Source organism: Shewanella sp. GutDb-MelDb (assembly GCF_002836075.1).
Lineage (GTDB): Bacteria > Pseudomonadota > Gammaproteobacteria > Enterobacterales > Shewanellaceae > Shewanella.
Map to the genome: position 1 here is coordinate 1 of NZ_PJBM01000149.1, position 13542 is coordinate 13542.

The window sequence follows — 13542 nt, forward strand, 5'->3', positions numbered from 1 at the left end:
GTAGTGGATCCACGCGTCTATCTTCATAGCGAGTTTCAACTTCATGCAGATGAGCTTGGGTGGCTGTCTCAATATCACCGACAGTGATTAATTGCGTTTTTTCTGGCAAATAATCGAACAGACTCGCAGTGTCATCAAAAAACAACGGCAGGTAATTTTCTATTCCTGCGGGCATGGTCTTTTTACTGACCATTTGATAAATAGAGCCAGGTTCTTTGACGAGAACCTCAAATCGGCGACGATAACGCTGTCTAAAGCCTTCAATGGCAGCATTGTCAGTGGGAAACTCTTTCGCGGGCAGCAGTCGAATCGATGGTAGCTCGTGGCTAGAACGTTGGGTTTCTGGATCGAAATGTCGAATAGATTCGACTTCGTCATCAAATAGCTCAATACGAAATGGCTGATTTGATCCCATAGGGAAAATATCGATAATCGAACCACGAACCGCAAACTCACCGTGCTCGTATACTTGCTCAACACTGTGGTAACCAGTATTGATTAATTGCTCTCTAACATCATGCAGCTGGTAGTTATCGCCTTTCTCCAAAATAAGCACATTACCGCTCAAAAAGGATTTAGGGGGCAGCTTGACCATTAACGTGGTGATTGGCACTATGACTACGCTTTGCTGCGCTTGAGGGATCCTCGAAAGCGCTTCAAGACGTTGTGAGACTAAATCTTGATGGGGAGAGAAGCTGTCATAGGGGAGGGTTTCCCTGTCTGGAAATAGCCATATTGAAATTGCTGCTTCACTGAGCAAATAATTTAGCTCAGATTCTAGCGCAATGGCACTAGGCGTATCTGCGGTAACAACAAGTGTCACGTTCTGATGTTGCTTAGCAATATTAGCGATCGTAAGCGCTTGAGCAGCGCCACCAAGAGTACACAGCGTTTGTGCTAATTTAGCACTCTTGACTGCTGGTGGAGTCAATACGGAAAAAGCATTCATTAAGGGCGAGGAAACGAGTCCAATAACAGCAAAGTTGCTTGGTATTGTAGTGGCTTGCCGTCGCTCTGGCCAGTTAAAACTGGTTTTAGATTACAGGGCTATCTTTCGTAATTTTAGTTGTTTCTGTTGTAGGCTTAAGCTGGCTTTTACCAGCTGTTCCACATCAGCGTCTTGAATGACACAAAAAGCTAATTCAATGCTAAAGGCCTGCGGCGCTTCTTCTGCTTCATTGGTGATCAATGAACAGCTTTGCACTGTCGCAAAACAGATCAGGGCGACTAGCTCCTCTTTGATATTCAAGCTAACTTTAAACTGGCTACCAACTGTTATCGCTTCATTGGTGGTTAATCTAATTGAGCTGCCCCCAAAATGACTGCCGGTATAGTAGTCGCCTTCATACTCCTCTTTACCGATAACGTGTTGTAAAACCATATCAATTTTTCGAGATTGTAATTTCAAGAATTCAACAACGGTTTTGGCATCATCATCAAGGTGTCGCAACTGCAACAGGCAGTCAGACTCGAGTACTTTAATATCACTGATAAGTTGTAGGCTCGGCGGTAGCATAAAACTCAGCTGTTCCACTGACGGGAGAGGTTGGCCGCTGTCCCAAGCTTGTAAATAGACATCAAAAGCATGATTAATACTAAAATAGGCGGTAGAGTCATTTAACAATGGTTTTGCCTCTTGTCTTTAGGGGGCTAATACCCCTATTATCATGCGCATCTTTATGATTTAGCAAGGTTAGAGGCGTAATTGCTTCTCCTTTTGTATTTCTAGAGTATCTCTGAGCAGTATTGTTTGAAATGAGAGAGGTTATTATCTTTTTATTATCAATCGTATTGGCGCCAGAATTGAGTTGACTTTATTTGGGTTTTTTAATGAATTTTTCATTATCATTTTATATTGGCTACCGTTATTGGCGAGCAAGAAAAGCCAATGCTTTTGCATCGTTTATTACCATATTCTCTGTTTCAGGCATTTTGCTTGGAGTGGCTGCACTTATTGTTGTTAGCTCCGTGATGAATGGTCTTGAAGGGCAGCTTAAAAAGCGCATTTTAGGTGCCGTGCCGCAACTAACGATTCATTCTCCCGTACCGTTAGAACATTGGCAGCAAGATGTGACTCAGTTGTCAGCCTTAAAAGGGGTGCAGGGCGCCGCGCCGAGTGTGTCGACTCAAGCGATGCTGCAATCGGCCTCTAATATTGGCGCCGCGCAAATATACGGTGTATACCCAGAACAGGAAAAAAATCTGCTTAGCCTTACGCGCAATACCTATGCAGGTAACTTCGACGCGCTGCTCTCTGGCAAGTATCAAATTATATTGGGCGCTGAGCTGGCACGTAAACTTGATGTGGTTGTCGGTAATAAAATACGAGTCCTGAGCGGAGATGGCGTGGTCTATACGCCGTTAGGTCCGGTGCCAAGCCAGCGAAAGTTCACCGTGGCGGGTGTATTTGAAATGGGGTCTCAAGTTGATGCTAGCGTCGCTTATATCCATCATGACGATGCACAGCGCTTAATGCGCCAAAAAGCCGGTGAAGTAAAACAGTTACGTGTTTATCTTGATGATCCCTTCAATGCCGCAAAAATTGCCCCGAGCGTGGTGGATTATTTTTCCCACACAGTGACCACCACAGATTGGCATGACACTTATGGTCACCTGTTTGGCGCCGTTAAAATGGAAAAGAACATGATGTCATTAATGCTTAGCCTTATTATTGCGGTCGCCGCGTTTAATATCGTCTCTGCGTTAGTGATGATGGTTGTGGATAAAACTACTGATGTTGCCGTGTTAAAAACCCAGGGCTTATCGACGGCTAATGTGATGGGGATCTTTATGATCCAAGGCTCGCTTAATGCCATCATAGGCTTGATTACTGGGGTGGCAACGGGGGCGTTATTAACCCTTAATTTAAATGAGATCACTAATGCGTTAGGGATCTCTATTCTTGGCGCAGGTCAGAATTTGCCAGTACAGCTCGACTTTAATCAATTGAGCTCGATAGTCATAGGCACACTTGTCATTACCCTATTAGCCACCATTTACCCGGCGCTAAGAGCCGCGAATGTTCAGCCAGCGAGTGCCCTTAGACATGAATAGTGAGTTAACAATGAATTCAGAATTATTGCTAAAAGTGAGCAATGTGAGTAAGCGTTACAACGATGGTTCAGTCGAAACCCAAGTGTTGCATAGCGTTGATTTAGAGGTCTACAAGGGTGAACAACTTGCGATAGTTGGCAGCTCTGGATCAGGTAAAAGCACACTGCTGCATATTATGGGTACCTTAGATCGGCCGACAAGTGGCAATGTGACGATGCTCGATGAAGATCTCTACCAACTGTCTAACAAGCGCCAAGCTCAAGTGCGCAATAATAATATTGGTTTTATCTATCAGTTCCATCATCTGTTACCTGAATTTAGTGCATTGGAAAATGTATCAATGCCAGCATTAATACAGGGTAAAACACGCAAAGAGGTGGAAGGTAAAGCGACCGCTTTACTTGAGCGAGTGGGGTTAGGCCATCGTCTCGCACACACTCCTGCGGAGTTGTCTGGCGGGGAACGCCAGCGCGTCGCTATCGCTAGAGCCTTGATTAACGATCCCAAATTGGTGCTTGCTGATGAACCTACCGGTAACCTTGACGCTAATAGTGGTGAGGCCGTCTACGAATTGATCACTGAACTCGCCGCCCAATTAGGCACAGCATTTGTGGTGGTCACTCATGATCAACAACTTGCTGCGAGAATGGATAGACAGTTACACATGAAAGATGGCTACTTGGTGAATGCTGAGGAGCTCACTGGATGAAAAGCCTGTTAGCGATGCGGATAGGGTGGCGCTTTTATTTAGCCCGTCAGTCAAACCGTTTTATCAACTTTATCTCTTTTGCCTCTACTGCGGGTATTGCACTCGGAGTCGCGGTACTGATTATCGTATTATCGGCGATGAATGGCTTTGAGAAGGAGTTAGAGGAGCGACTTTTAGGGGTCGTTTCTCATGGTGAGTTAGTCGGTGTGAATGAGCCAATACATGATTGGCAGGCCGTTGTGGCGGATGCTGATAAAGTCCCTGGAATTGTTGCAGCGGCTCCTTTTGTACGGATGCAAGGTCTGGTGCAAAAGCCGGGTGGTTTTCAAGGGGTAACGGTTCAGGGGATAGATATAGAGCAAGAAGCGAAAGTATCAAATATTCGTCACTTCATGTCTGAGCAGAGCTGGCAAAGTTTACAAGAAGCTAAGCACAATAATATCGTGCTTGGTAAAGGGCTGGCGAATAACCTCGGGATTGAGATTGGTCAATCTATTAGCTTATATATGCCTAACAATAATAACTCGTCTCAAAATAAAATAGCCGCCGCTAAAAGTCACCGCTTTGTGGTCTCTGGTATTTTTGAACTTGGGGGCGAGCTAGATACAACCACCGCATATGTGCCTATGGATTATGCGGCTAAGTTGTTAAAGTTAGAACAAGGTGTTTCCGGTGTGCGTATTAAGGTCAAAAATGTTTTCGATGCGCCGATGTTGATCCGTGACCTCGGTTATAGCCAAAAGCAATATGTTTATATTTCGGACTGGACTCGAACTCAAGGACATTTATATCAAGATATACAATTGGTTAGAATGGTGATGTATCTTGTGTTGGCTTTAGTTATTGCTGTGGCATGTTTTAATATCGTGTCGACACTTGTGATGGCGGTGCGAGATAAGCAGTCTGAAATCGCTATCTTGTTAACCATGGGCATGAAAAAGACCTCGGTGATGCTGATATTTATCGTGCAGGGCGCACTCAATGGCATTTTGGGCTGCATCATAGGATCTATTGTAGGGGTGACAATTGCGCTCAACCTCAGCGATATTGCCAAAGGGATAGAATCGGTATTAGGTATTCAACTGTTGTCGGCAGATGTGTACTTTATTGATTTTCTACCGTCACAATTAGTGGTTAACGATGTGATTACGGTCGTGTCTCTCGCTTTTGTGATGAGCCTCATCGCAACGCTTTATCCCGCGTGGAAAGCCAGCCAAACACCGCCAGCAAGTGCATTAGCAGGCCGCTAGAGGGACTGTTTTTAACGACTCATTCAGGCGCTTTATAGTGCTTTGGTATTAGAGTGATCGCGAGTGCGGTCACTGCCTCTCTTCGGTAAACCTTACCTAAACCTTACGTTAATCTTACCCTACATTTAGGGTTAGCTAACTTCCCATACTTGATGGGCGTTGCAGTGTGTTTTTGCGTCCTCATTTATTCCGCTGTAGATGTACTTGACTCGCGTTTACTCAACCTTTTTCATCATTGTTGTTGCAGTCTAATTATCCTTATAAAGTGCTATTTTTTCGTTGGAATTGCTGTGCTAGTTTTTTAGTACTCCCATTTCAAAGGTCGTTTGATGCCTTTATGGCAGGGCATGGAAGCCTTGATTTGGTTAATTGTAAAAGCATGGAGCAATGACAATGAACGCAAAACCAGATTTAGAACAATTAGACATGAGCGTGCAACAGCTATCGTCAGTTGTGGCAGATTTAGAGAAGCAGTGTCCTGTAGCTGATAAAGGATTATCAGTTAGCTCAGCGCAAGGTTGCCCAGTCGCTAAATGTAGCCAAGCTATACCTTCAACTCGTCAGTGCGCGGTTAATCATCCGATAGCATCGCCTTTTGTACCTGATTATAATATTCCGTTGTTGGCGCCGGGTGGTGGCGATCAAAAGCCGGATGTTCTTGAAAAGTTAGGCCCGTTAGCCGATCTCGTTGGCACCTGGGTTAGCCAGCGATTTAGTGGCTTTAACGTGATGCCTATCCCTCAAGTCACAGCACCGAATGGCTTTATTTTAAAGAACTTTAATTATTATGAAGTTATTACTTTCAGCGCAATCTCTGGCAAAGTTGCAAACCGAGGAGGTCAGTACGAACAAGACTCATACACCTTGTTCTATGAGCAAAGAGTGTTTTTTGCTGATGGGCCTCAGATGGATGACTTAGTGCATGCTGAAAATGGTTCTTGGTTGCACCAAGTGTCGGCGCAGCAAGGTCAAAACGAAGTCAATACCGCGCCCTTCATTCCTACACCTCCAGCGCCAAATCCCATTCCAACGCAAAATCCGTTAACTGAAATCGTAAAGCAGGTCTCGGTTCCTCATGGAAACTCAATTTTAGCCTTAGGCGGAGTGACTAGATCTTACTGTGCTCCAACTATTCCCGTTGCAAACTGCTTGCCTATCGCCGCTCCAGACGCATTTAGCGCCGCCTATGGTCCAAATATTGCGACCAACCCAAGCATCAATCCCAATGCGGTGCTTGATAGTGCACTACTGAAATTAGCGGATAAAGGGGTGAGCGTTGCGAGTACGACGGCGCTAACAGTTGACAGTGATAATCATGGCGCTATCGCCAATACGCCATTTATGAAGAGTCACTCAGATGTATCGCGATTTACCACCACCTATTGGATAGAGCACTTATCAACCGGTCATCTACAACTGCAATATACGCAAAACATCACATTAGATCTGCCCGTCGGTGACAAGACCTATAAGTTTCCGCATATCACGGCAAACACCTTGACCAAAGTTCAGTAACCTATTTGACCGATTTTTAATCCACTTTCTGTTGTTAAAGATCGAGAACACATTTGATTCCTTGGGCGTTGTTGGCTCTGGCGTCAAAAAGCGTTCTCGAGTCGTGACAGCTATAGAAACACGACTCGAGGCGTTCACCTGTCTCAAAATGCTTATTTCGGGGCAATCTGTTAGCAATATCTAAGCTATTAATTTAGTTTCAAGGAATGAAAAATGAGTGATAAAACGATAAAGGATCTGCAGCTTCAGGTGACGGAGCTAACGTCCAAAGTGAAAGAATTAGAAGTTCACTATCACAACATCACAGCGGCGGATAAATGCCAAGTCTGTGCTACGACAGAATGCGTGGTATGCGATGGTGGTCAGGCGGTTCGTAAGTGTGACAATTGTTTGCCTTGCACTATCAACTTATGTAATCCGGGCATAGTCAGTTTTTGTGTACAGTGTGCTCAGCCAGCAATTAAGTGTGAAACGTGCGCTCCTGGACCTATTTACTACTGCGCTCCTTGTCAGCCGACAGTGCAATGTGTGACGTGTTATCCAAGCCCAGTTTCATACTGTGTTCAGTGCCAACCAACGCCATGTGCGACTGGATTACAGTGTTTGCCAGGTATTCCTACTGTGCATTGTGTGACTTGCTCGCCGAGTCCAGTCGCTTATTGTGCGCCCTGTGTACCAGAACCTGTGTATTACTGTGTGCCTTGTCAGCCCACAGTACAATGTGTGACCTGCTCACCAAGTCCTATTGCTTATTGTGTGCAGTGTCAACCAACACCTTGTGCTACCGGTTTGCAATGCCTGACTTGTCAGCCCACGCTGCAGTGTGTGCCCTGTTCGCAGAGCCCGATTGCTTATTGCGTACAGTGTCAACCAACGCCTTGTGCTACTGGTTTGCAATGCCTGACTTGTCAGCCCACGCTGCAGTGTGTGACCTGTTCGCCTAGCCCGGTTTCTTATTGCGTGCAGTGTCAACCCGCCACAAACTCACAATGTGTCACTTGCTTACCTTGTTACAGTCATCCACTGGCTCAATGCGTCACGTGTAGACCATGTGATCCAGGGTACCAGTGTGCCAGCTCGCCAGTGACATTCTGCTTATTGAGTGCCACTAGTTAATTTGGATTAATAACAAATGACCTAATAACGCTAGTTAATCACTAGGGTTATTGGGACTAAAGGAATATAAAATGAACACTCTTTTGTTATCACCAGCAGCCACCATTACACCGAATGCTCATGGTGTGTTATTACAATCGGATCTTGGCGACTTTCAACTGCATGGCAAAGATGTAAGTGAGTTTGTAACCGTTATTGTCCCTTTACTGCGAGGTGATAATACCGAGCAGGCTGTTTGTGACCAGCTTCCGAGTTATAGCCAAAGCAGTGTGCTGTCAATTATTGCTTTACTAAAGCAACATGGATTAGTGGAGGAGGTGGAAGCTAATACCGACTTTAAACCGCCTTGGGCGATGCACGAGCGATTTATCAATGCATGGTCAAGCAGTCAGCATTCGGAAGTGGCACTAAAGGACAAAAGATTACTGGTTATTGGACTCGAGCCTTGGTCTGTCAAAATGGTTGATGAACTGGCTTGTTCTGGCGTCGGGCATATTCATATTATTGATAATGAATTGATTTCGGCAGATGATATTCTTTGCCATCGTCCGTTCGGTGAGTCTAACCTTGGCTTATTGCGGGGAGAGGTATTAAAAGGCTTGCTACAGCAACAAGCGCCTTGGTGTAATGTGACGCTACAACCGTTAGAAAAAGGCGACTGCGGCATCCATATCGCGAGTGAGCCCATTTGGGATCTGGTGGTGGTGACTCTCAGCAAAGAAGCCAAGCATTGGCTTTATCAAATCTCTAAAACATTACATCATTTGGGTTTACCTGCACTCTACGGCAGTTTAGATGGATTGGAATCTTGGGTGGGACCGGCGGTTAATTTACCACAGCAGACAACGGCAATTGACGCATGCTGGAACTGTTTACGTTTACGACGATTAGGCACTGAAGTGGCACCTGATTTGGCGCACGAATTAGAAAAAACAGCTTATAAAAATCAGCAAACAAGCCGAGCTCGCAGCATGTTAACCTCGATGGCTGCGTTGACGGGTCACCAGTTATCAATGGAAGTGTTGAAGCTGCTAGTGGGTTACATTCAGAGCGATCTCGTGGGAAAAGTGAATGTACAGAATCTGGTGACCAATAAAGCAGAGCAGCATCAGATCATTCCTGTACCTTGGTGTAAGGTCTGCGGCTATGACCACGATACAGCGGCCGCTCATATCCATTCAATTAATGAGCGTCAACGGCAAGCTGCAAACATGCAAGTGGGGGCAATGAGTGCTGTTTCTGCACATCAAATTTCACAGGCCAATCCGCTAAATAGTGTTGGTACGGCTGAGGATGTCACCGATCTTTTTGAAGGTTGGATAGATGCTAAGACTGGCATTATCCGTCAGCTCACAGGACACTCTCCACAGCTTCCTGACTTTCCGATCACGGCATCGGCCAATGTGGCCAACTTTACGTCTGGCCACTTTGATCCCAGAGCCGCTGGGCATGTTGGTTCCGGTAAAGGTTTAGACAGTGTGTCTGCGCATATCAGCGCTATCGGCGAAGCTATTGAACGATACTCTGCTGCAAGATACCGTCTGGAAGATTGCCATTACGCTTCAATTAGTCAGCTGACGGGAGAGTATTTAGATCCAAACGACTTAGTTCTATATTCAAAAAAACAATACCATACACCGCAGTTTCCGTTTTCTCGTTGGAATAAAAAACGAAAAATACACTGGAGTAAAGGCATGTTTTTAGGGACTCAAACACCGGTATGGGTACCGTCATTAGTTAGCTATTTTAACTTTAGCTGTCCTTATGAAGAGCAGTTTAGCCAAGTGTCATCCAATGGGCTCGCGGCAGGGCAAGATAATGACGATGCTGCAATTAGAGCAACATACGAGCTTATTGAACGAGATGCCATGATGCTCACTTGGTATGCCCAGCATCCGTGTAAACGACTTAAACTCGATGCTGTTAATCACGGAAAAATGCGGGTGATGCTGGATGAGTTAACGGCAATGGGAATGAGCTTAGAGCTCTACTTGCTCGACGTCGGTATTCATGTGCCAACGGTGGTTTGTCTCGCGTTTGGTGACGGGATACGAACACCTGCAGTTTCGGTTGCACTGGCTTGTCATGGAGACATTGCGGTCGCGATGAAAAAAGCACTACTTGAGCAAGGGCATGTCATGCCTTACTTGTGTTACCTGATGGGAACGGGCGCCAAAGTGCCACAGCATGTTGGTGAAGTACAAAGTCTAGAAGATCACGCGGCCTACTATTTTAAAATGAATAACAAGTCTGCTTTTGATTTCATGCGCCAAGCTGATGAACACTCGATTGATATTGATCAATGGCCATATCCCGTTGTGAAGGATGCGGCCGATCTAAATCAGAGGTTATGTAATGCCAATGTTGACGTTGCCATTGTCGATGTGACCTCTCCAGATGTTGCACTGAGTCCATTTAGGGTTGCCAGAGCGGTGGGAAAACATATGCAGCCAATTCATTTTGGGGAGCAATTTAAACGGATTGATAACCCACGCTTGCAGCAGTTACTCAAGGGTAAGGTTGTCAATATGTACCCTCACCCTATTGCGTAGTGATTGATTATTTGCAGTTGCCGCTAAGTGACATCTTAATGCTAACAGCAGGTAACACGTCAGCGGCAGCCTAAAAACTAAATAACATCAAGGATGAACAAATGAATGTACTGGTATGTGGTACTAATTATGGCGCAACCTATATTCGCGCGTTGGCAACACAACCGCAAAACCTTACTTTGGCGGGAATATTATCTACGGGCAGCAAACGTTCAATTGAGTATGCGCAGCAAATGCAGGTACCGCATTTTACCCAAATAGAACAGATCCCGTCAGGCAGCATTGATATCGCTTGTATCGCGGTGTCCGGTGAGGCTGGGCAAAATTTGACCGTGCAGTGCCTTAATAAAGGCATTCATGTTTTGTGTGAACACCCTGTGGGCGAAGAGTTTGTGCGTTACGGGCTTAGTTTAGCGGCGCAAAAAGGCTGCCGTTTTCATGTTAATGCTCATTTTGCTGATCTTACTGCACCGCAAGCATTTTACAGTGCGATGGCAATAGCTATGCAGCAAGGTACTTGTCTACATTTCGACTTGAATGTTAATTTACGCACGTTATATTCTGGATTGGATTTGTTGGGAAGGGCTATTGGCTCATTGGCTAATATTGAACTCCAATCAGCACCACAAACAGCAGGCCAAGTAAGACAATTATTTGAAACTATATTACTGAAGGGCCCTGAGTTATCGGTATCAATCTTATGCCAAAACTTTGCGTCAGAGCATGATGATGGAAGTGCTACATTACTTAATCATCGTGTCAGCGCGACCTTTGTTCATGGTAATTTGTTACTTTGTGAAACCGCGGGGCCGGTTTATTGGTTCCCATCACCGGTTTCAATGCCTGCAGAGTCATGGCGCAGTTATCTACCTGTTCAAGTCGAGGCTAGCGATCAGTACCAGTTAATGCAGCAGCGAGATAATGCCAATATTACGGCATTAAATAAACTCATTGTCAGTATTGCAGAGCCCAGCGCTATAATTGAGCAGCAGCCTGAATACTTGCTGGGATTGTCGAGTTTATGGGGAAAAACAATGGCATTTTTACAGAAATAACGCCTCTGATTAGATGTTACTTTTGATGGTGTTCCTAACCTTTTTACGTCGTACTTTAACGGGTCATTTTTGATTTATAAGTATAAATAAGTTGGTCGGTGATTTGTAGATTATGTTGAAAGTCTGGATGGAAAAAGACTGGGATAGAATGCTAGAGATTGTATTAGTTCCATTTACTTTACTTGGGCTAAGTGTGTGGATAGAAGCTGAAATATCGTCTTGGCAGGAAGATATTGCAGTTACACAAATGGTAGACAGTTATTTTGATGGCATTACAGACATATTATCTTCAGAAGGAGCTGAATTATCTCACTATGCGGCTATTGCTCGTAGTCGAGCCCTATTTTTTAGGTTGCAAGAGCTGGAACGGAAAGAGGAAATGATTAACGTACTGCGCTATCTTTCGGAGGCAAGTCCCGATATTTTACGTGGCAGTCCATTTGAACAGGATCAGCAAGCCTCTCAGTACTATATTGATTTTAGTTATTCAAATCTATCCAGTAGCGATATTCAAATTATGGAACTAGAAGATATGATTTTTATATCTTCAAACTTTGAGCAATCATCATTTTATAATTTTCCATGTGAAGCATGTAGTTTCACTGCATCATCATTTCGTAACGCTGATTTTTTAATGGTTAGTTTAGCAGGAAGTGACCTTACTGATGTTTATTTTACAGGGAGTAATATAGGTGAGGTGGATTTAGAAGGAGCCATTCTTGATTATGCTAAATGGAGCGATGGAAGAGTGTGCGTAAAAGGTTCTATCGGTATATGTAAATAACACATTAGCTAATGAATAAGGATAAGACGCGTGCTGTCGCATCCTTATTCATTGACAACGAGCTCCTTTAAGATCCAGTTGTCCATCAAGAATACGTTCGGTTTGCAGTGATGAAGAGGGTTGCCTTACTTTAGTCTGTATGGCCATTATAACTATTGGCAAGCACTTGATTTATCTATTATAAGTGCGTTGTATTTACTCTGTTCCGTACACATTGGATTAGTGGCGGTTGCGTTATTCATTTCGTGATTCGGTATTTAACATAGGCATAGATGGATTGCATCTCTGACCTAATAAAAACGATAAGCATATGTGCCGCTGACCGTTTTATGCTCATTTAAACTATACGCTTATTACTTAAATTTAAAGGTAAATTAACAGTATTGACTTGACTGAAGTACCTGGGTAAGACCTTTTGATTGCTGCCATTGTAGATAAAGTTTCACCACTAATAGATCATCTTTTTTAGTGGAGCAGTTGTTTTTGTAAACCCGCGTAACTCGATTATTTCATCATTCTGAAAGAAAAATAAAATACCTGATGACAAGCTAACAGAGCTAACTCTGAGTTTGTATACTTTACCTTTATAGCTCCATATTTTATTTTTTAATAACTTTAAGCTTGGGACGATACTTTACAATCCAACTTGTTGGCGTAACGTTAATTTGTATAATACTTTTTTCATTATATTCAGGACAAGAATTTAAATGGTTATTAATATCAGATGATGACGGTGAGATATAAAAACTTTTACGGACATAATATAAACCTATGCAAGAATTTAAAGATAGTAGCTATTATATATCAGCATTAAGTTACATGTTTAAGTAGCAGGGCATGAATTGCTTATGACGTTGTTAATAAAATCTTCCCTCACCGCTGTATTGATTCTGGTGGCGTTTGCGGGTCTTCCATTCCCTTGAATCGTAGGCTTTTAGACTGTTGCATCTATTGCTGCATGTGTCACGGAGCCTCAATGGATCGAAAAAGGAAAGACAAATTTAACTATCGACATGTTTATGAAGCTCGATAATATTAATTTATCTAATTAAATAAATTGAACTTTATCTTTTATTATATAGAATATGTACTTATTCTTTGTAACAATGGACTGTGCACAATGATAAGGAAACCCCTCAAAATAAGCCTATTTTTCATGACTTTATTGGCCTCAGTAACGAATATCCAAGCTGCTGAATTAGCTATTATCTCCGATTACAAACCCAACTGTATTGTTGATATATTAGCGCCTATATCACTCACAGTGAATACACCAAAATACCAGGATTTAGGACCGCCTGAGGAAAGTACAGCTTTTGCACTTATACTTCAACAATTACGTGAAGAAGCCACTGCACAAGGTGCTGACATAGTATTATTAACTAATGTCAAAAATAAAAAGATCACAATAGCAAAAAGAAAAACAAGTAAATCTAGCTTAATAATACACATTGAAGCGCAGTTATACACCGTATGTGAAGCCGATAAATCTTTTAGTCATGAGCGA

Annotated in this window: 9 protein-coding genes and 1 pseudogene; 8 read left to right on the top strand and 2 right to left on the bottom strand. The window is 43.6% G+C overall.

Features of this window, described 5'->3' with window-relative positions:
* Both CXF82_RS06295 and CXF82_RS06300 read right to left on the bottom strand, forming a co-directional pair.
* A pseudogene (locus tag CXF82_RS06295) lies at window positions 1-949 on the bottom strand (transcription-repair coupling factor); the annotation flags it as partial.
* A gap of 90 nt (window positions 950-1039) precedes the next feature.
* Window positions 1040-1624 carry a hypothetical protein gene (locus CXF82_RS06300; RefSeq protein ID WP_102043864.1) on the bottom strand — a complete coding sequence of 195 codons (585 nt, stop codon included), beginning with the start codon at window positions 1622-1624 and terminating at the stop codon, window positions 1040-1042.
* 206 nt (window positions 1625-1830) lie between these two features.
* On the opposite strand from CXF82_RS06300, the gene CXF82_RS06305 reads away from it, so the two are divergent.
* From CXF82_RS06305 to CXF82_RS06340, 8 genes are all read left to right on the top strand, one after another.
* The gene (locus CXF82_RS06305) at window positions 1831-3054 is read left to right on the top strand and encodes a lipoprotein-releasing ABC transporter permease subunit (protein WP_101089634.1); all 1224 of its coding nucleotides are present in this window, start codon (window positions 1831-1833) and stop codon (window positions 3052-3054) included.
* A 10-nt stretch (window positions 3055-3064) separates the two neighbouring features.
* Window positions 3065-3763, top strand: a complete 699-nt coding sequence (gene lolD / locus CXF82_RS06310; RefSeq protein WP_232775088.1) for a lipoprotein-releasing ABC transporter ATP-binding protein LolD — start codon at window positions 3065-3067, stop codon at window positions 3761-3763.
* Window positions 3760-5013 carry a lipoprotein-releasing ABC transporter permease subunit LolE gene (lolE, locus tag CXF82_RS06315; RefSeq protein ID WP_101089636.1) on the top strand — a complete coding sequence of 418 codons (1254 nt, stop codon included), beginning with the start codon at window positions 3760-3762 and terminating at the stop codon, window positions 5011-5013. Before lolD ends, lolE begins: the two co-directional genes overlap by 4 nt.
* Before the next feature lie 393 nt (window positions 5014-5406).
* A complete protein-coding gene (locus CXF82_RS06320) occupies window positions 5407-6528 on the top strand; it encodes a heme-binding protein (protein WP_102039688.1) in 1122 nt (373 codons plus the stop codon).
* Window positions 6529-7715: 1187 nt separating this feature from the next.
* Window positions 7716-10196: a TOMM precursor leader peptide-binding protein gene (locus CXF82_RS06325; protein WP_102043865.1), complete on the top strand. Its 2481-nt coding sequence runs from the start codon at window positions 7716-7718 to the stop codon at window positions 10194-10196.
* Between the two features lie 101 nt (window positions 10197-10297).
* Window positions 10298-11251 carry a Gfo/Idh/MocA family oxidoreductase gene (locus CXF82_RS06330; protein WP_102043866.1) on the top strand — a complete coding sequence of 318 codons (954 nt, stop codon included), beginning with the start codon at window positions 10298-10300 and terminating at the stop codon, window positions 11249-11251.
* 127 nt (window positions 11252-11378) lie between these two features.
* Window positions 11379-12035, top strand: coding sequence for a pentapeptide repeat-containing protein (locus CXF82_RS06335; protein WP_180961176.1), 657 nt, complete (start codon window positions 11379-11381; stop codon window positions 12033-12035).
* A 1120-nt stretch (window positions 12036-13155) separates the two neighbouring features.
* Window positions 13156-13542 (top strand): hypothetical protein (locus tag CXF82_RS06340; RefSeq protein ID WP_145991664.1); only part of this gene is annotated, 387 nt, incomplete at its 3' end.

Excerpts from the sequence above, each read along its gene's own strand:
- CXF82_RS06305 (WP_101089634.1), top strand. The coding sequence starts at position 1,831 with ATGAATTTTTCATTATCATTTTATATTGGCTACCGTTATTGGCGAGCA.
- lolD (WP_232775088.1), top strand. The coding sequence starts at position 3,065 with ATGAATTCAGAATTATTGCTAAAAGTGAGCAATGTGAGTAAGCGTTAC.
- lolE (WP_101089636.1), top strand. The coding sequence starts at position 3,760 with ATGAAAAGCCTGTTAGCGATGCGGATAGGGTGGCGCTTTTATTTAGCC.
- CXF82_RS06320 (WP_102039688.1), top strand. The coding sequence starts at position 5,407 with ATGAACGCAAAACCAGATTTAGAACAATTAGACATGAGCGTGCAACAG.
- CXF82_RS06325 (WP_102043865.1), top strand. The coding sequence starts at position 7,716 with ATGAACACTCTTTTGTTATCACCAGCAGCCACCATTACACCGAATGCT.
- CXF82_RS06330 (WP_102043866.1), top strand. The coding sequence starts at position 10,298 with ATGAATGTACTGGTATGTGGTACTAATTATGGCGCAACCTATATTCGC.
- CXF82_RS06335 (WP_180961176.1), top strand. The coding sequence starts at position 11,379 with ATGGAAAAAGACTGGGATAGAATGCTAGAGATTGTATTAGTTCCATTT.